Source organism: Aurantiacibacter gilvus (assembly GCF_038289935.1).
GTDB classification, from domain to species: domain Bacteria; phylum Pseudomonadota; class Alphaproteobacteria; order Sphingomonadales; family Sphingomonadaceae; genus Alteraurantiacibacter; species Alteraurantiacibacter gilvus.
In genome coordinates this window covers 1,632,634-1,649,872 of the sequence record NZ_JBBYHV010000001.1, presented here as the reverse complement: position 1 = coordinate 1,649,872, position 17,239 = coordinate 1,632,634, and the positions used below count along the sequence as shown (strand labels likewise).

21 protein-coding genes are annotated in these 17,239 nt (G+C 65.8%); 10 read left to right on the top strand and 11 right to left on the bottom strand.

Translation table 11 applies throughout. The features are described from left to right. Positions 1–8: 8 nt before the first annotated feature. The 3 genes from AAEO60_RS08140 to AAEO60_RS08130 all read right to left on the bottom strand — a co-directional run bounded on the left by AAEO60_RS08140 (position 9) and on the right by AAEO60_RS08130 (position 1,817). Positions 9–743, bottom strand: coding sequence for a 2OG-Fe(II) oxygenase (locus tag AAEO60_RS08140; protein ID WP_341673151.1), 735 nt, complete (start codon positions 741–743; stop codon positions 9–11). Between the two features lie 187 nt (positions 744–930). Continuing rightward, positions 931–1,326 carry a VOC family protein gene (locus AAEO60_RS08135; protein WP_341673150.1) on the bottom strand — a complete coding sequence of 132 codons (396 nt, stop codon included), beginning with the start codon at positions 1,324–1,326 and terminating at the stop codon, positions 931–933. Next, positions 1,323–1,817: a hypothetical protein gene (locus AAEO60_RS08130; RefSeq protein ID WP_341673149.1), complete on the bottom strand. Its 495-nt coding sequence runs from the start codon at positions 1,815–1,817 to the stop codon at positions 1,323–1,325. Before AAEO60_RS08130 ends, AAEO60_RS08135 begins: the two co-directional genes overlap by 4 nt. A 196-nt stretch (positions 1,818–2,013) precedes the next feature. On the opposite strand from AAEO60_RS08130, the gene AAEO60_RS08125 reads away from it, so the two are divergent. Together AAEO60_RS08125 and AAEO60_RS08120 are read left to right on the top strand one after the other, a co-directional pair. Further along, positions 2,014–2,676, top strand: coding sequence for a YqiJ family protein (locus AAEO60_RS08125; protein ID WP_341673148.1), 663 nt, complete (start codon positions 2,014–2,016; stop codon positions 2,674–2,676). Positions 2,677–2,777: 101 nt separating this feature from the next. Continuing rightward, on the top strand, positions 2,778–4,493 hold the full coding sequence (locus AAEO60_RS08120) for a flotillin family protein (RefSeq protein ID WP_341673560.1): 1,716 nt from the start codon (positions 2,778–2,780) through the stop codon (positions 4,491–4,493). 72 nt (positions 4,494–4,565) lie between these two features. Here AAEO60_RS08120 and AAEO60_RS08115 read toward each other — a convergent pair whose 3' ends face one another. The 8 genes from AAEO60_RS08115 to AAEO60_RS08080 all read right to left on the bottom strand — a co-directional run bounded on the left by AAEO60_RS08115 (position 4,566) and on the right by AAEO60_RS08080 (position 9,886). Continuing rightward, on the bottom strand, positions 4,566–5,150 hold the full coding sequence (locus AAEO60_RS08115; protein WP_341673147.1) for a hypothetical protein: 585 nt from the start codon (positions 5,148–5,150) through the stop codon (positions 4,566–4,568). Continuing rightward, entirely contained in the window at positions 5,147–5,677 is a 531-nt protein-coding gene (locus AAEO60_RS08110; protein ID WP_341673146.1) for an RNA polymerase sigma factor, read from the bottom strand. The genes AAEO60_RS08115 and AAEO60_RS08110 overlap by 4 nt, the downstream gene beginning before the upstream one ends. A gap of 71 nt (positions 5,678–5,748) precedes the next feature. Beyond that, positions 5,749–5,952: a hypothetical protein gene (locus tag AAEO60_RS08105; protein ID WP_341673145.1), complete on the bottom strand. Its 204-nt coding sequence runs from the start codon at positions 5,950–5,952 to the stop codon at positions 5,749–5,751. Next, a complete protein-coding gene (locus AAEO60_RS08100; RefSeq protein ID WP_341673144.1) occupies positions 5,952–6,134 on the bottom strand; it encodes a DUF4169 family protein in 183 nt (60 codons plus the stop codon). Before AAEO60_RS08100 ends, AAEO60_RS08105 begins: the two co-directional genes overlap by 1 nt. Further along, positions 6,134–6,622 carry a transcription elongation factor GreB gene (greB, locus tag AAEO60_RS08095; RefSeq protein ID WP_341673143.1) on the bottom strand — a complete coding sequence of 163 codons (489 nt, stop codon included), beginning with the start codon at positions 6,620–6,622 and terminating at the stop codon, positions 6,134–6,136. Before greB ends, AAEO60_RS08100 begins: the two co-directional genes overlap by 1 nt. A gap of 45 nt (positions 6,623–6,667) precedes the next feature. Further along, positions 6,668–7,441 carry a class I SAM-dependent methyltransferase gene (locus AAEO60_RS08090; protein WP_341673142.1) on the bottom strand — a complete coding sequence of 258 codons (774 nt, stop codon included), beginning with the start codon at positions 7,439–7,441 and terminating at the stop codon, positions 6,668–6,670. 63 nt (positions 7,442–7,504) lie between these two features. After that, positions 7,505–7,936: a hypothetical protein gene (locus tag AAEO60_RS08085; RefSeq protein ID WP_341673141.1), complete on the bottom strand. Its 432-nt coding sequence runs from the start codon at positions 7,934–7,936 to the stop codon at positions 7,505–7,507. A gap of 27 nt (positions 7,937–7,963) precedes the next feature. Next, positions 7,964–9,886 carry a lytic transglycosylase domain-containing protein gene (locus AAEO60_RS08080; protein WP_341673140.1) on the bottom strand — a complete coding sequence of 641 codons (1,923 nt, stop codon included), beginning with the start codon at positions 9,884–9,886 and terminating at the stop codon, positions 7,964–7,966. A 113-nt stretch (positions 9,887–9,999) separates the two neighbouring features. Here AAEO60_RS08080 and dapA point away from each other — a divergent pair, with 113 nt between their 5' ends. The 8 genes from dapA to AAEO60_RS08040 all read left to right on the top strand — a co-directional run bounded on the left by dapA (position 10,000) and on the right by AAEO60_RS08040 (position 17,214). Continuing rightward, positions 10,000–10,878, top strand: coding sequence for a 4-hydroxy-tetrahydrodipicolinate synthase (dapA, locus tag AAEO60_RS08075; RefSeq protein ID WP_341673559.1), 879 nt, complete (start codon positions 10,000–10,002; stop codon positions 10,876–10,878). After that, positions 10,878–11,348 carry a DUF805 domain-containing protein gene (locus AAEO60_RS08070; RefSeq protein WP_341673139.1) on the top strand — a complete coding sequence of 157 codons (471 nt, stop codon included), beginning with the start codon at positions 10,878–10,880 and terminating at the stop codon, positions 11,346–11,348. Before dapA ends, AAEO60_RS08070 begins: the two co-directional genes overlap by 1 nt. A 3-nt stretch (positions 11,349–11,351) precedes the next feature. Continuing rightward, on the top strand, positions 11,352–12,656 hold the full coding sequence (locus AAEO60_RS08065; protein WP_341673138.1) for a hypothetical protein: 1,305 nt from the start codon (positions 11,352–11,354) through the stop codon (positions 12,654–12,656). A 155-nt stretch (positions 12,657–12,811) separates the two neighbouring features. Further along, positions 12,812–13,000 carry a hypothetical protein gene (locus tag AAEO60_RS08060; RefSeq protein WP_341673137.1) on the top strand — a complete coding sequence of 63 codons (189 nt, stop codon included), beginning with the start codon at positions 12,812–12,814 and terminating at the stop codon, positions 12,998–13,000. Between the two features lie 40 nt (positions 13,001–13,040). Beyond that, positions 13,041–13,460, top strand: a complete 420-nt coding sequence (locus AAEO60_RS08055) for a plastocyanin/azurin family copper-binding protein (protein WP_341673136.1) — start codon at positions 13,041–13,043, stop codon at positions 13,458–13,460. A gap of 57 nt (positions 13,461–13,517) precedes the next feature. Next, on the top strand, positions 13,518–14,000 hold the full coding sequence (smpB, locus tag AAEO60_RS08050) for an SsrA-binding protein SmpB (RefSeq protein ID WP_341673135.1): 483 nt from the start codon (positions 13,518–13,520) through the stop codon (positions 13,998–14,000). A 158-nt stretch (positions 14,001–14,158) separates the two neighbouring features. Continuing rightward, the gene (locus AAEO60_RS08045) at positions 14,159–14,680 is read left to right on the top strand and encodes a DUF2062 domain-containing protein (protein WP_341673134.1); all 522 of its coding nucleotides are present in this window, start codon (positions 14,159–14,161) and stop codon (positions 14,678–14,680) included. A 65-nt stretch (positions 14,681–14,745) separates the two neighbouring features. Beyond that, on the top strand, positions 14,746–17,214 hold the full coding sequence (locus AAEO60_RS08040; RefSeq protein ID WP_341673133.1) for a response regulator: 2,469 nt from the start codon (positions 14,746–14,748) through the stop codon (positions 17,212–17,214). Positions 17,215–17,239: the final 25 nt, after the last annotated feature.

The window sequence follows — 17,239 nt, the reverse complement described above, 5'->3', positions numbered from 1 at the left end:
GTTTTTTGTCAGCCTTTGCCGCGCAGCCAGCCAGTGACCGAGAAGCGGGCCCCGCCAGCATAGGGGGCCACAGGCGACACGCTGTGCAGGCGCGGCACGCGAAACAGGTTCATCGCGTTGAACCGCGGCATCAGCGCCTGTTCCACATCGCCGTTTTCGGCGTGGAACATCAGCAAACCGCCCCAATGGGTCCGCCAGCCAGGTGTCAGGCCCAGCACATAGGCGGCGTGGCGGTGCTTGCCAGCCACATCGTCATCGTGTGCGGTCAGGAAGTGTTCGGGCAGGTAGCGGGTCGCCTGGCCATCGGCGAGGGCAATGGCCTCGTTGCCTGTCACCCTGCGGAACAGCTCCAGCCATGGCTCGGAATTGATCGCGTCCAGGAACTGGTCGACCGGCCACTGCCGCTGTTTCCGCTCCGCTTGCACGTCCGCCACGCGCACCGCGTCATAGGCAAACTGGAAACCGTCGCGTGCTCCGGCATTGATGGCTTCGCGGAGCTGCCCGGCCTTGGCCGGATCGGCATCGAGCGCGGCGATCGATTCCGGGCCAAGGTCCCAGACCTTGTCGCCCTGGTTCAGCACGCGCCACCATTCCGCTTCGTCGCGCAGCCATTCGTGCAGGCGCTGGGCCGTGCGTTTCGGAAGGACGTTTTCCAGCCGGACAAATCCCCTGGTCGCAAAGTCTGCTGCGGCTTGCTTGAGCCGGGTCCTGCCCACGGCGGGTCCAAAGTCGTCCGTAGCCATTTCGGGGCTGCAATCCTTCCCACGCAGACCGCCGTCCCGTTGTCGGCAGCGCAGGCAGCCCCTCCTGCAAATGCCAACGGACCTTGGCGGTCGATTTGCGTGCGTAGCAATAGCACATGGGCCGCGCGCCGCGTTGTCGCTCGTCGACGATTTTCTGTAATCTGCAGAACAGGTTGAGCCGGCAGGCTCAGCTTTGCAGCGGGACGGGGTTATCGAGGTCCTGCCCGAACATCACCCGGTGGCCGTCCGGCGTGCGCACGGCGAATTCGCGCATGCCCCATTCCTCGTCGCGCGGTTCCTTCAGGACGTCTACCTTGGCGCGATCGATCTCGGCCCAGTAGGCGTCGATATCGTCGAACTCGACATAGCCGAAGTACTGGTGCTCCCCCAGCTCGGACACGGGAATGGCGTCGGGACAGGACCCCAGCATGATCGTGCAGCGCCCGCGCATGACGAAGACCCAGCCGCCCAGGTCGCGCAGGTGATCGAACTTCATGACCTCGATCCACCAGCGCGCCGTGGTCATCGCGTCCGGCACAGCAAGCACGAAGCTGAGCGCGGTGATCGCGGGGCGCTGGCTCATCGCCCGGCACAGCCCACGGCGGCGGCATCCAGCGCCGTGGCCGCGCCTGACAGCGTATAGCGATCGGTAAAGCGGTTGCCGCGGTTGTCGGTGGCGCTCACGCTCATCGATCTGCCGCCGCGCATCGCTGCGACGATTGTGGCATCCGCGCCCGCATTGGCCGCCCAGGCATCGTTGCCGCCGCCGGTCAGGTCGAACCGCTGGCCGCCGATGGACAGGCGCACGCGCGGGGTGGAGGAAAGCTCGCGGCTGAGGCGGAAGTGCACTTGCCCGCGCACGCGCCGTTCGGGCCAGGTGCCGACGCTGGCATAGGGTTCGAAATCGCGCCGGTTGCGGCTGCTGTCGGCAGCGGCAATGGCATAGCAGCGCGGCACCTCGGGGTCGCGGAAGGCGCCCCACATGCCGAAAACGCCAAGGCTGTCACGCGCGGCCAGGGGCGCGGCAAGCAGCAGCAGGATCAGGGGCAGCAATGTGGGCAGGGTGCGGCGCATATGTGCCACCCATAGTCGATGGCGGCTGCGGGTCAAAATCGTACGCGCCGAGTCCGGTTTTTCTGGTCAAATAGCGCGGTTTATGGCAAATGGATCGGGCGGGAAGAGGCACCGGGTAACCTGGCCTGAAGGGCGCGAAGGTCGCGCCTCAACATGGAAGGCGCCGCCCGGATTTCCCCTAGCGGCGATTGCTGCGATGAGCCTGTTAGCCGATTACAATTTGCCCTTTGCGATCGCCTTCGGGGCGATGCTGCTACTCGCCTTGATACAAATCATCGGAGTGGGCGACTTGTTCGATCTCGACGCCGATCTCGACATTGATGCCGATCTTGATTCCCCAAATGGTTCTGGGGCCGACTTTGACGGCAGTGCTTCGATCATGGGCGGGATCACGACCCTGCTCGGGCTTGGCCGCGTGCCATTCCTGATCTGGTTGATGACCTTCCTGTTCCTGTTCGCCAGCATCGGGGTGGGTATCCAGTCCCTGGCAGGCAACCTGCTCGGCGCGCCGCTGGATGCGCTGTTGGCGGCAGTGGCCACCTTCGGGGTGACGCTGCCGGTTACGGCCACCCTGGTCAGGCCGCTGGGGCGGATCATGCCGCAGGACGAGACCAGCGCGGTCGGGATCGACAGCCTTGTCGGCAGGCGTGCAGCGATCACCACCGGGCAGGCCCGCCAGGGCTATCCCGCCCGCGCCAGGGTCCGTGACCGGCATGGCCAGACGCATCACGTCATGGTCGAGCCGCACGAGGCCGGAAGCGAATTCCACGAAGGTGACGAGGTGCTGCTGGTGCGCCGTGAAGGCCAGACCTTCTTTGGCGTGCCGCTGGCAGAGCGCAAGCTCGCCCCGCTGAATTGATCTGGGCTCAACCGATCCCGGCGCCTGGCTGAGGCCAGTCGGGCGCCCCGCAAATTACGAAAGAGAGAGACGTTATGTTGGAAACCATTACCTCAACCCCCATGGTGCTGGGAGGCGGCGCGATCATCGCCTTCCTCGCCTTCCTCATCTTCCTGACCAAGCTGTATCACCGCGCCTCGAAGGAAACCGCCTTCGTACGTACCGGTGTGGGCGGCGAGAAGGTCGTGATGAACGGCGGCGCGCTGGTGCTGCCGGTGTTCCACGAGACCATGCCGGTCAACATGAACACGCTGGTGCTCTCGGTTATCCGCCGCGACGCCGAAGCGTTGATCACGCTCGACCGGCTGCGGATCGACGTGAAAGCGGAGTTCTATGTTCGCGTTAAGCCGGATTCCGAGGCAATCGGCATGGCCGCGCAGACGCTGGGCCACCGCACCATGCAGCCGGAAATGCTGAAGGACCTTGTCGAAGGCAAGTTCGTCGACGCGCTGCGCTCTGTCGCGGCGGGCATGACCATGAACGAGCTGCACGAGCAGCGTGCCGACTTCGTCCAGAAGGTGCAGCAGGTGTCGTCGAACGACCTCGCCATGAACGGCCTGGAACTGGAATCGGTCTCGCTGACCGGACTCGACCAGACGAGCATCGAGCACTTCAACGCCAACAACGCCTTCGACGCCGAAGGTCTCACGAAGCTGACCGAGCAGATCGAGGCGCGCAAGAAGCTGCGCAACGATATCGAGCAGGACACGCGTGTGCAGATGGAGACGAAGAACCTCGAGGCCGACCAGAAGAGCTTCCAGATCAAGCGTGACCAGGAATATGCGCGGCTGGAGCAGGAACGCGAAGTCGAAGTGCGGCGCGCTGCGCAGATGTCCGAAATCGCCAGCCAGCAGGCCGAGCGCCAGCGCGAGGCCGATGCGGCGCGGATCGAGGCCAAGAAGCTGGTCGATGCGCAGCAGATCGAGGCCGACAGGCTGGTGGAAGAGGCCCGCATCGACCAGGTGCGCGCGCTCGAAATTGCCCGCCAGGAGCAGCAGATCGCGGTGCAGAACAAGAGCCGCGAGGAAAGCCAGGCCAAGGCCGAAGCCGATGAGGCCCGTGCCAAGGCGGTCGAGGCAGAGGAACGCGTGGTCACCAGCCGCGAGAGCGAGATCGCCGAGCGTCAGAAGAAGATCGAGCTGATCGAAGCGGCCAAGCAGGCCGAACGTGACGCGATCAAGATCCGTGTCGATGCCGAGGCAGACCGCGATGCCGCGACCAACCGTGCAGAAGCCGCTCGCCGCGAAGCCGAGGGTGAAGCCGACGCCACCAAGCTGCGCGCCGAAGCCGACCGCGTGAAGTTCGAAGTCGAAGCTGCCGGCCAGCGCGCCGTCAACGAGGCTGCGAACATCCTGTCGATGGACCAGATCAGCCTGCAGACCAAGCTGGCCCTGCTCAAGGTCCTGCCGGACGTGATCCGCGAAAGCGCCAAGCCGATGGAAGCGATCGACTCGATCAAGATCGTGCAGGTCGACGGCCTCACCCAGAAGACCGGCCCGGCCGGTTCGACGGGCGGCGCTGGCGGTGGCTCGGGCAACCTTGCCAACGATGCCGTGGCCGCAGCCCTCGCTTACCGCGCCCAGGCGCCGGTGCTCGACGGGCTGATGAAGGAGCTCGGCCTCGACGGGTCCTCGCTCGGGAAGCTGGTCGAGGGCGCGGCCCAGGCGACCTCGGACGTCATGCCTGACCTGACGGACGAAGAGGGTACGCCCTCGCTGTTCGACAAGGATGCGGGCAAGGACGCTGGCAAGGAGGACTCGGCGGAAGCCGCCGAGTAGTCCCGCCTCCGGCAGAAACACGAAGGGGCGCAGCACCACGCTGCGCCCCTTTTGTCTTGCCTGCTTCCCGGGTCAGGCTGCGCGCAGGGCGTCGATCTCGTCGATCTGCTGCTGCAACTGCCGCGCGGCGCGCTTGTTGAGCAGGTAGATCAAGACAAAGACGAATACAGGGAAGGCCATGGCCATCTGGGCATCGACCGGCGGCCACTCCCACTGCGCCAGCGGCAGCGACAGCAGGGGCGAGGCCAGGATCACCAGCATACCGGGTACGAGCGGCAGCAGGTACCAGGTGAAGATACTGTCGAGCGCATCGCGCTGGCGGACCAGTTCGCGCCGCTGGTAGTCGAGCACCGACAGCTGTCCGCCATGCTCCATCGGCGACAACGGGCTGCCGCGCCGGCGTAGCTGCCACAGGACCACGCAGGTGCCGCCGATCACCAGCGCAGCACCGATCCGCAAGGCAGGCAGCGGCACGAACAGGGCGACGGCGGCGAACAGCACGACGACCACGATGCCCGCGGCATATTCGATCCAGTTGCGACGCACGATCCTGCGGCGGAAGCGGTCGGCACGGGCGCGCAGGTCCTCGAGCGGGGGCAGGGCGGCGGCCGAACCGCTGTCCTGCCAACTGCCACGGGCGAATTCTTCGGGGTTCATTGGTTTCTTCCTTCGGGATGTATGGCCTCTGCGAGAAGGGCTTTCAGGCGATGAATGCGGGTGGCGACGGCTCCGGCGGAAAGGCCGGTTACCTCGCCGATTTCCTCGGCGGTCAGTTCCTCGAGGTAAAGCAGCATCACCTGCCGGTCGGCGGGTTTGAGGCGGTGGATCATGGCCAGCAGGCGGTTGCGCAATTGCGCTTCCTCCGTCTCAGCGGCCTGGTTGTCGGCGGAGGGAAGTTCGGCAATCGCCTCCAACCCGACCAGCGCTGGCGGCTTCGCCCGGCGGCTGGCCTGGATGTGACTGACGGCGACATTGTGCCCGATCCGGTAGACCCACGAGCGCACCGAGCACTGGCCTTCGAAATATTCGAAGCTGCGCCACAGCGCGGCGTGGATATCCTGGACCAGGTCGCGGGCAAGGTCGGGGTCCGCCTCGTATCCGCGGGCAAGGCGTTCGATCGCACCGCCGAACTGTTCGGCGGCCGCGCTATAGGCCTCGTCCTGCGAAAGTGCGGTCGGTTCCAAGCTGTGATTCCCTCGTGCCATGTGAGGGTAGTCGGCCCATGGCCGGAAGTCTTACAGATTGGCCGAAATTTTTATTCGCCGATCAGGTCGAGGTAGGCGACCACGTCGTTGTCGGTCGCGATGAACAGGCCCGCCTGCACGTCTTCGGGCTGCTGCGCGGCGAGCGCCAGGGCGTCGTGCAAGGGGCCGTAGAGCAGGGTTTCTGCCGCCCCGCCTTCGCTGTCGCGATCGAGGAAATAGAGCCGCACGGTGGCGCTGTCGTAGGTCGTGCGCATCAGTCGTCCTTCTCCAGCCGGGCGCCGTCGACAATGCTTCGGGCGCGCGCTTCGTCCACCTCGTGCGAAAGCTTCTCTGCCTTGCCTGTACCGTGCCTGGCGCGCGCGGCGGATGCGGCCTTGGCCTTGTCGGCACGGCTGCGGCGTTTGCGCGCCATGCGCAGGTTGACCACTTCGGCCATCAGTTCGGCTCCGGATAGGAAATGCTCATCACTTCCCATTCCTTCTCGCCCGCAGGCAGCCGCACGGTGCGCAGGTCGCCCACCTGAGCCCCGCGCAAGGCCCGCGCGATGGGGCTGGACCAGCCAATCCGGCCTGCGCTGGCGTCCTGTTCCTTGTCGCCGACCACGGTAACCACGCGCTCCTCGTCGTCCTCGTCAGCAATGGTGACGGTCGCGCCGAAGAACACGCGGCTCTTGTCCGGCTGCTGCGCGGGATCGACCACCTTGGCGTGCTTCATCACCTTGGCGAGGTAGGCCAGCTCGCGGTCGATTTCGCGCATGCGCTTGCGGCCGTAGAGGTAGTCGCCGTTCTCGCTGCGGTCGCCATTGCCCGCCGCCCAGCTGACGATCTCGACGATCTCCGGGCGTTCGGTGCCCAGCAGGTGGTCGTAGCGCGCCTTGAGCGCGGTCAGCCCTGCGGGCGTGATGGGACTGGTGTTGTCGGACATTCCGGCGCGATACCGCGCGGCGGCGACACTGGGAAGGGGTGCCGCTCAGCTGGCGGTGAACAGGGTAATGTCCTGGAACGACTTGCCCTCGCTGCCGCGCCAGGTGCCAGGATGGATCCCGGTCTGCGCCAATGGTGCGGCAAGGCGGGCGTAGACGTCGGGCGCATAGGCCGTGGCCTTTTCGGGCACCTTGGCATCGTCGGCAAAACAGTCTTCCAGCACCACCTTGAACCCGTAACGCGCCCGCCCGGCGGCGATGGCGGCCTTGGCCTCCTCGTCCAGCACGAAGGCGGTGATGAAGGCGATCCCGCCGGGCTTCAGCACGCGGGCGAGTTCACTGAAATAGCGGTCCACCTCGGCGGCCTGCATGTGGGTGAAGACCGAAGTGAGGAAGGCGAAGTCGAAGGTGTCGTCGTCGAAAGGGAAGCGGTACTCCGCCGCCCTGGACGATCCGCCCTCGTTGTAGCGCAGGTTGAAGACGTCGGCGTGGTGGAAGCGGAAATTGGGCCACGGGGCATAGGCCTGGTTGCACCAGTCGACGCTGGGCTTGATGATTTCCAGCCCGTCATAGCTGCCCGTTGTCAGGAAGTCCGTCAGCGGCAGGGCCATGCGGCCCGTGCCTGCACCAACGTCCAGCACGCGGTGTTCCGGCTTCAGCCCCGCATCGCGGAAATGGCCGAGGAATTCCTCGCCGATCGCGCGGAAGTTGCCGGTGCCGATGGTGTGCAGGTGCGGCGGCGGCAGCATGGGGTCGCTGCGGCCGGTAACGGCGCGCAGGGCGTGGGTGCCATAGCGATAGGCGGTGCCGAGTGCTTTCATGGCACCCGGATGTGAACAGGAATGGTTAATTCGCGGTTAGCGGTCGAGCGCTTGATGGGCGCTTCACCGTTCGTCGGGCAGTTGCAATCCGAAGTCCGGCGGAACAGTTGCCTCGGGAATGGTGACGACGGGTGTCAGGTCCCTTACGGCGCGTCTCCGCTCGTGAACCAAGACGATGACCGACTGCAATTCGCCGACCTCATTGCGGCGGAAGGTAAATTGACGCTCCCTCAACACGACGCGTTCGTTGTCGAAACGATAACCCATTGATGCACTGCATTCCACCAAGTCAAGCCACTGATAGCAATGAATATTATCGATCAGGATCAGTTGGCCGGTCTGGCCCTGCAAGCCAAGTTCAGGTTGATATATCGGCTCCCATTCGCTTGCCTTTGCTTCAAGGTAAGCACGAACCTCGGCCTCCGACGGTAGCTCGATAGGATCAATGTCCTGCGCCGCAGCGCAGATCGGATTGACAGCGGTCAGCGCAATCACCAGGCCGATTGTGCGCAGGTCAGCCTCCTATCGCAGGAAATCCTCGACATCGCGGCTGCGGCCTGCCCTTTCCGGATAGAGCCTCTCGTAGACCACGGCGTTCTCGATCACGCGCTGGACGTAGTTCTTGGTCTCGAAGAAACCGATTTCCTCGATCCAGCGCAGCCAGTCGCCGGTCTGCCGCGGGTCACCGTTCTCGCGCAGCCAGCGGTTCACGTTGCCGGGGCCGGCGTTGTAGGCGGCGATGGCAAGCGGGTAGCTGCCGTCATAATAGGCGATCAGCCGCTCGATGTGGTTGGAGCCGAGCTGCATCGAATAGGTCGGATCGTCGATCAGCCGCTGCGCCGAGTAGGACATGTTTGCGCGGCGCGATTCCTCGCGCGCGGTGGCGGGCATGAATTGCATCAGGCCGCGCGCGCCAGCGTGGCTGATGGCGTTCTCGGCAAACTGGCTTTCCTGCCGCGCCAGCGCGTGGATCATCGTCCAGTTGGTGCCTGGGGGTGTTTGCAGCGTGGGATAGCCAATCTGGGTGAAGCCGGAATGGCCGTCCGCCATGGCGGCATCGGCAAGGTTCACGGCCAGGTCGCGGCGGCCGATCTCGCGGGCGAGGTCTGCCACCAGCACGTGGTCGGCAGCGGTCTCGGCCTGGTCGGCAATGGCGCGGTAGAAGCGGATGCCGGTCGACCACGGGGCATCGCGCGCCACTTCGGTCACGGCGCGGGTGATCGGCTGGGCGTTGAAGGCTGCGCGCTGTTCGGGCGTCGGCTGGGCCGAGGGTGCGCCGTCGAGCGCAGGGATCTCGCGTCCAAGCCGGTCCAGCGCCAGCAGGCCGTAGAACCTGTCGGCATAGGCGGCAGCCATGTCGTAATGGCGTTCAGCCTGTGCGGTATTGCCCGCGCGGCGATAGGCCTCGCCCGCCCAGAAGAAGCCCTTGGACCGGGTCTGCGACGAGCGCGCGGCGGCGCCGTACTGGTAGAACAGCGGCGCGGCGGCAGCGGCATCGCCCTGGTGCCACAGGGCATTGGTGCCGCCCAGCCACATCAGCGAGGTGTAGTCGTCACGCAGCCGGTATTCGCCGGTGGAGATGTCGTAGCCTTCGGGGAAGGCCTCGATCGCGCGGGCTGCGATGCGTACCGAATCGGCGCGGCTGGCATTGCGGGCGAGCGTCAGCAGTTCGCCGATCCAGGCAGTCTGGTCGAAGGGGAGGGAGGACAGTTCCGGCCCGTCGACAATCATGCGGACCGCCTGGAACGTGCGGCCTTCCTGCCGCAGCTCGCGGCTGCGGTTGTAAAGATAGCCCGGGTCTGCCGTCGCGCCCGGAGCATCGGTCGCGCCATCGCCGCCTTGCAATATGGCAAGGCGCGCGGCGAAGATCCGGCGGCTGTTGGGCGAAACGCGGTCCAGCTGCCGTGCGGCGGCCTCTGCATCGCGCTGCCACAGCAGGGCGTCCATGCGCCGGTCCTGGTCAGCCTGGGTGAAGTGGTTGCCGAACATGGCGGAGAGCGTGGCTTCGGCGGTCGGGCTCATCTCACCGCCGCGCCAGGCCTCCAGCGCCCAGCGTTCGGCTACGGCGCGGTCCTGCCCGGCCATGGCCAGCGCGTAGTGCGCCTTGGCATAGTTGGTGACCGGATCGTGGTCAGCGAAGAAATCCAGCAGCAGTTGCGGGTCGGTGAACTCGCTGCGCAGCCGCTGTTCGGCGCGCGCGCGCAGGGTTTCCTCGTCGGGGAAGCCGGGATTGGCGAGCAGGAATCGGGCATATTCGGTGAATGGCAGCGCGGCCTGCCGGTCCGCATAGAGGCGTTCCCAGCGGGAAATCTCGTCCGCCATCGGCCCCGGCTGCTGCGCCACCAGCTGCGCGCGGTTGCGATCCCATTCGCCCGCATCCTGTGCGGAAACCATGGAAGAAGCGGGCAAAGCCGCGGCGAGAGCGATCAGGGGCAGTCGAACCATGCTGGACATCTTCACACGGGTATCCTTATCAGGCCCTGAATGGATAATCCCTCCAAACGGGCAAGGCTATCCCCAAACCTTTGGCAGCCAAACCGAATTCGGGAGTAATTGTGATGTTTTCAGGCTCGATACCCGCACTCGCGACACCCATGCGCGACGGCGACTTCGACGAATCGGCCTATCGCCGCTTTATCAGCTGGCAGATCGACAACGGCACCAACGCGCTGGTGCCCTGCGGCACGACCGGCGAAAGTGCCACGCTGGACAATGACGAGCACCACAAGGTGATCGCCGTCTGCGCCGAGGAAGCCGCTGGCCGCGTGCCGGTGATCGCCGGTGCGGGCAGCAACGATACGCAGACCGCGCTGTGGCACATCAAGGAAGCGCAGGCGGCAGGGGCCGATGCCCTGCTGCTGGTCGCGCCCTACTACAACCGCCCCTCGCAAGCCGGGTTGCTGGCGCATTTCAGCTACCTTGCCGAGCGGGCGGACCTGCCCATCGTGCTCTACAACGTGCCCGGTCGCACGGTGACCGATATCCTGCCCGAGACGGTGATCGAACTGCACCGCCGTTTCCCGGACAAGATCGTGGCGTTGAAGGATGCCAGCGGCGACCTGACGCGCGTTGTAACGCAGCGCATGGGCGCGCCGGACCTGTGCCAGCTGTCGGGTGACGATCCGCTTGTACTGGCGGGCTATGCGCTTGGGCAGGTGGGCTGCATCTCGGTGACCGCCAATGTCGCGCCCAAGCTCTGCGCCGACTTCCACGCGGCGGCTGCGGCGGGCGACTACGCCACCGCGCGCGAGCTGAACGAGCGGCTCTACCCGCTGCACCGGGCCATGTTCGCCGACGCCTCGCCGGCTCCGGCCAAGTACGCACTGAACAAGCTGTTCGACTGGTTCTCCGACGAAGTGCGGCTGCCGATCGTGCCGTGCTCCGATGCCGCCAAGGCGCAGGTCGACGCGGCGATGGAGATTGCCGGGATCGCGTGATGGCCTATCGGAACCGCCCCCTCTGGATCGTCGAGATCTTCCGGGACGTGTTCCTGCATATTTTCGACTTCCGGGGGCGGTCACCGCGGACCTACGGTGGGCTCTACGGCATTTTCATGCTGCCCCTCCTGGCCGCGCTGCTCAACGAACTTACGCCGCTGGGCGATATTGACTATCGGACCATGGGGAACGGAGATGTCGCCAAGCTGCTGCTCTCGATCCCGCTGGTGAGCTGGATCGTACGCCGCCTGCACGATTTCGATTGCAGCGGCTGGCGGGCCTTGCCGATCCTGCCTTTCCTGTTCGTCCCGAAGGGCACCTTTCCCGACCTGGTCGAAACCGTCATCGTCTTCTTTATCATCATCGCACTTTGGGCGATCGTGCTGATCCCGCCCACGCCGGGCGCGAACCGTTTTGGCCCGAACCCGAGGCTGGCCGATCAGGCGCAGACCGCCACCGCTCAAGGATAGCCCATGTTCCGCAAGACCATTCTCGCCTTCGCCAGCCTCACGGCTTTGGCATCCTGCACCACCATGCCCGGCGTCTCCCCGCCGTCGCTCGACGTGATCGCGCGGCAGTATCTCGCCTTGCAGCTGGCCATTGGCGAGAAAGACCCCGGCTATGTCGACGCCTATTACGGGCCGCCCGAACTGGCCGAGCAGGCCGCCGCCAACGACGCGCAAACCACGCTACCGATGCTGCAGGCCCGCGTCGTCGCGCTGGAAGGCACGCTGCGGCTGGTCAACCCCGCGCCGGGAACGCCCGATGCCGCCCGCGTGCGCTACCTGCGCGCCATGCTCAATTCGGCCAAGGTCCGCCTGCGGGTGCTGCGCGGCGAGGACATTCCCTTCCAGGACGAGGCCGAGGGCCTGTTCGGCGTGCGTCCCGAGCTGGTCGACCTCTCGACGCTCGACGCCGTGCTCGAACGGATCGAGGCCGTGGTGCCGGGCGATGCCGGCGACGGCCCGCTCTACCAGCGGATCAACGCCTTCCAGGACCGCTTCATCATTCCCGAAGACCGCCTGCGCGAAGTGATCGACACCGCCGTTGCCGAATGCCGCCGCCGCACGCTGGAACACGTCGACCTGCCCGCCAGCGAGAGCTTCGTGCTGTCGCTCGTCACCGACAAGCCGTGGGGCGGATTCAACTATTACCAGGGCAATTATCGCTCGGTGATCGAGATCAACACCGACCTGCCCACGCGGCTCGACCGCGCGGTGGATGTGGGGTGCCACGAGGCCTATCCCGGTCACCACGTCTATTCGACGCTGATCGAGCGCGACCTGACGCGCGGTCGCGGCTGGATCGAGAACTCGCTGCTGCCGCTCTATTCGCCGCGCGCGATTATCTCGGAGGGTTCGGCGCGCTACGCCAAGACCATGGTCTTCCCGGGCGACGAGAAGATGGTGTTCGAACGCGACGTGCTCGCGCCCATGGCGGGCATCGATACCGGCGAATTGGCCGACTACGTGGCGCTGAACGCGCTGCTCGGCGAGCTGCAGCCCGCTTACTACACCATCGCCGCAGGTTACCTCGATGGCGACATGTCGCGTGAGGAAACCATCGACTTGTCGATGCGCTACCGCCTGCTCAACCGCGAACGCGCCGAACAGTCGCTGCGCTTCTTCGACACCTATCGAAGCTACGTTATCAATTACGGGATGGGTGAGGACCTAGTGGCCGCGCATGTCGAGGCGGCGGGTGCCGACATGGACGCCCGCTGGGACCGTTTCACCGCGATCCTGAATTCCCCGACGCTACCGGAGGATCTGCGGTGACCTTGGTGGCGGCTGCCAGACGATGGCTCGGGGACGCCGATCCGCCACGTTTCGTCAGCCTCCGACTCGCGCGCTCCGATTGCCGGTACCTGCGGGAGGTGCTCGAAGCCTAGGCCGCCCCTGACATTCCAGCCACCGCTTTCGGCGTTACGAACGTGATCCTCCTCGAAATCGGCCCGTCTCCGACCGAGTTCCAGGATGTCGATGGAGAGATCCTCTCTTGGTCGCAGCGGGCCAGAGAGCTTGGCCGCGAGATCGAAATTCCGCGGGCCGTCCTGCCCGACCAGGCGGCGTGTACCGCCTTGCAGGAATTGCTTTCGCCTTCCTCGGCGCAGGTCTATTAGGCCGCCCGGGGGCAAAACTCTTTATCGGAGGTGCCATTCCATGGCCCGTTTCCTCGCCGTGCCGCTCGCCTTGCTGCTGGCATCTTGCGCCACCACCTATGCGATCACCCCGCAGGTCGCTCCTGCCAGCACCGATTTCGCCACTGCCCAGCGGGTCGAGGTGCATCTCGACAACTTCAGCTTCGAGCCGCGCTCGATCAGCCTCGCTGCAGGACGCCCGGTGGTGCTGGTGCTCATCAACGACGCGGAGGGCGGGCACAATTTCTCAGCTCCGGCCTTCTTCGGTGACGCACAGGTCGCGGCGGAGGACGCGGCGCGGATCGCGGGCGGCTATGTCGAGGTTCACGGCGGTACCAACGTCGAACTGCGCCTGATCCCCGCCGCAGGTGGCTACGATGTCGACTGCACCCATCTCGGTCACTCGGTGCTGGGTATGTCGGGTTCGATCGTCGTTCGCTAATGGGTACAGGCGCAGGGGTTTGCACTGCGGCCCGAAGCGCCTACATGCCGCCACCTTATGGCTCGCCCCAAACACGCCACGTTCGACAAGCAGAAGGTCGTCGCCGAGAACCGCAAGGCGCGGCACAACTATTTTATCGAGGAAACGTTCGAGGCAGGGCTGGCCCTGCAGGGGACCGAGGTAAAAGCGCTGCGTGCGGGCGAGGGCTCGATTGCCGAGAGCTATGCCGAAGTGCGCGACGGGCAGGTCTGGCTGATCAATGCCACGATTCCCGAGTTCAGCCACGGCAACCGCCACAACCACGAACCCAAGCGGCCGCGCAAGTTGCTGCTGCACAGCCGCGAGATCGCCAAGTTCGTCGGGGCGGTGGAGCGCAAGGGCATGACCCTGGTACCGCTGTCGATCTACTTCAACGGTCGCGGGCGGGCGAAGGTGGAACTGGCGCTGGCCAAGGGCAAGCAGGCGCACGACAAGCGCGCGACCATCAAGGACCGCGACTGGAAGCGCGACAAGGCCCGTCTCATGCGGGAAAAGAGCTGATCCGCAAAAAAGTTCGCCGCAGGGTATTTTTGCTGTTGCCGTTAAGCGTCGGTTGTCAACGCATCGTCTAATCCTATCTGTGATACGGCGACGAAAGGTGTATGGGCCTGCCCATGTTCAACAAGGTAACAGAATGGCTTTGGGCGCGGATTCCGCGGATGCCCAAGCGTGACGAGATGGCGGAGAACCGCTGGCTCTCGCCTGTTTCTGGCACCATCAGGCGCTCGGAACTCTGGCGCTTCACCCGGCGCAGCGTTCCGCGTGGAATTGCCTTGGGCATTTTCGCCGCTTTCATCATCCCGCTGGGGCAGACCTTGCTCGCCGTCGTGCTGGCCCTGCCGTCGCGCGCCAACCTGCCGCTGGCAGCCGTCACCACGCTGGTGACCAACCCCTTCACCATCGCCTTCTGGGCGGTGATCGCCAACAAGGTTGGCCACGTCACGCTGAAGATCGACGCCGCTACCACCGGCGCTGCCAGCGAGTCCGTGCGCAGCGGCTGGATGCAGGGACTGGCGCAATGGGCAGAGCTGGCTGGCGTTACCGCCTTCGGCTTTGTCGTGCTGGCTGTTGTCGGTGCGGCGCTGGGTTACCTGCTGGCCGGGTTTGCTTGGCGCTTCGTGGTCGCCCGCAAGTGGGTGCGCCGCCCGGCCAAGGGCAAGACGCTGCATCCTGCCGAGTGATCTTTTTGGGGTTTCCCCGACATACCAGCTAGGGCGCGCGGCAAGCTGCTGCTAATGCACCGCGAATGAGTTTTCGTCAGGTACAGGAATCGCGCCGACTGGTGGATGTCATCGCCGTGGCAGCGGCCGTGCTCGCCTCCATCGCGCTGATCCAGTACGCCACCGCCAATTCCACCGTGACGCTGGCCTATGCCGGCGGGCTGACCGTGTTCGGCTTCGTTGCCTTTACCGCCGGTCGCGCGCGCGCGCGGACGGAGCAGACCGTGGTGCAGGACATGCCCGACTGGTCCGTCACCGTTACCGCCATCGAGCGGGCGGACCTTGCCGTGGCCATTACTGACCGGGCCAACCGGCTGGTCTGCGCGAATGCCGCTTTCGAGCTGTGGTTCGGGTCCAGCAACGGTCCGCCGCGCTTGCCGGTCGACGGCACCAGCGCCGAGAAACTGACGCGACTGGCCCGTGCCGCCTGGCGTGATGGCAAGGGCGACGAGGCGGTCACCATTGCGGACGAGGACGGCTCGTGGACGGCCGAGGCGGTGCGGGCAGGGCAGGGTGACGAATACCTCGTCTGGCGCTTCGCCCCGGTTACCCGCAGCAATCCGCTGGTGGGTGTCGGCGCCCATATCACCGGCCTGTTCGGGCGCGTGCTCGGCGCGGCGGGGATTGCGGTGGCACTGGTTTCGCCCGATGGCATGGTCAAGGCGGCCAACCCGGCACTGGCCCGGCGCGCCCTGGGCGATGAACGGGCCAGCCTGGCCGGACAGGAATTCGTCGGCCTGTTGCGCTCCGACGACCGCGAACGGATCTATTTCGCGCGCGAAGGCCGCAAGGGCAGCCCGCAGACGCTGGTGCAGGTGCCGCTGGCCGATCCGGATGCGGCGGCGAGCGAGGCAGTGCCCGGCAAGGCTGCTGCCGAAGCGCCCTCGCTGATGCTGCTGATCGATAGCGGGATCGGCCTTGGCGGCTGGAGCGGCGAGAGCAAGGGGCAGGCCGCGCAGCTTGAAAGCTTGATCGAACGGCTGCCGCTCGGCCTCGCCACCACCAACCGCGACGGCAAGTTCCTGTTTGCCAATCCCGCTTTCCGCCGGGCTGCCGGGATCGCGACGCCGGACCTGCCGCCGTTCCCCTCCGATCTCGTCGTCCCGCGCGACAAGACCGCCATGTCCGACGCCGTGCGGCGTTACGGGCAAGGTCCTGCGAGCAGCGGCGACATTGCCGTGCGGCTGCGCGGCGATCCGGACGAGCCGGTGAGCATGGGCCTTGCCGGGGTGCGCGGACTGGGCGAGGCGGCGGTGCTGCTGAGCCTTGCCGACACGACCGAAGAAGCACGGCTCAAGCGGCAGGTGGCACAGGCGACCAAGATGCAGGCCGTGGGCCAGCTGGCGGGCGGTGTGGCGCACGATTTCAACAACGTGCTCACCGCGATCATCGGCTATTGCGACCTCATGCTGCTGCGCCACACGCCCGGTGACAGCGACTACGACGATATCCAGCAGATCAAGGCCAACTCCAACCGCGCGGCCAGCCTGACGCGGCAATTGCTCGCCTTCAGCCGCCAGCAGACCTTGCAGCCCGAAGTGTTGCAATTGCCCGACGTGCTCAGCGAGGTCAGCCACCTGCTCAAGCGGCTGCTGGGCGCCAAGATCAACCTGACCGTGCGGCATGACCGCAACCTCGGCCCCGTGCGCGCTGACCCGCGCCAGCTGGAGCAGGTGATCATCAACCTCGCCGTCAACGCCCGCGACGCGATCCAGTCGCATGGCGGCGGAGAGGGCGCCTCTGGCACCCTGATGTTCGTCACCCGCCGGGTGGAGGCCAAGGACATTCGCCGCATGGGCAGCGAGATCATCCCGGCGGGCGACTATACCGTGCTGCTGGCCGAGGACACCGGCGGAGGCATCCCGCCAGAGGTGCTGACCAAGATATTCGAGCCGTTCTTCACCACCAAGGAGCAAGGCAAGGGTACCGGCCTGGGCCTCTCCACGGTCTACGGCATTATCAAGCAGTCGGGTGGTTTCATCTTTGCCAGCAATGCCAAATCACCCGACGGCAAGGTGAAAGGCGCACGCTTCACCATCTACCTGCCGGTGCACGAAGTAACCGAGGAAGAGCAGGCCAAGGCCGTTATCGAGGAGCGCGCGCGCGAATGGTCGGGCGGAGGCACGATCCTGCTGGTCGAGGACGAGGACATGGTCCGCGCGGTCGCGGAACGCGCGCTGGCGCGGCAAGGCTATACCGTGGTCACCGCCAGCGACGGCGACGAGGGGCTGGATATCGTCAAGTCGGGCAAGCACGAATTCGACCTCGTCGTCAGCGACGTGGTCATGCCCACGATGGACGGCCCCGCCATGGCCCGCGAGATCCGCAAGCTCGCCCCGCAGCTGCCGGTGCTGTTCATGTCGGGCTACGCCGAGGGCCAGCTGCGCGACGAGATCGATATCGAGGCCATGCATTTCATCGCCAAGCCTTTCAGCGTGCGGCAAATCGCTGACAAGGTTGCCGAAGTGCTGGCGGGAACCCGCAAGCGCGGATAGCATGCCGGCCGCAAGTGCCGGACAT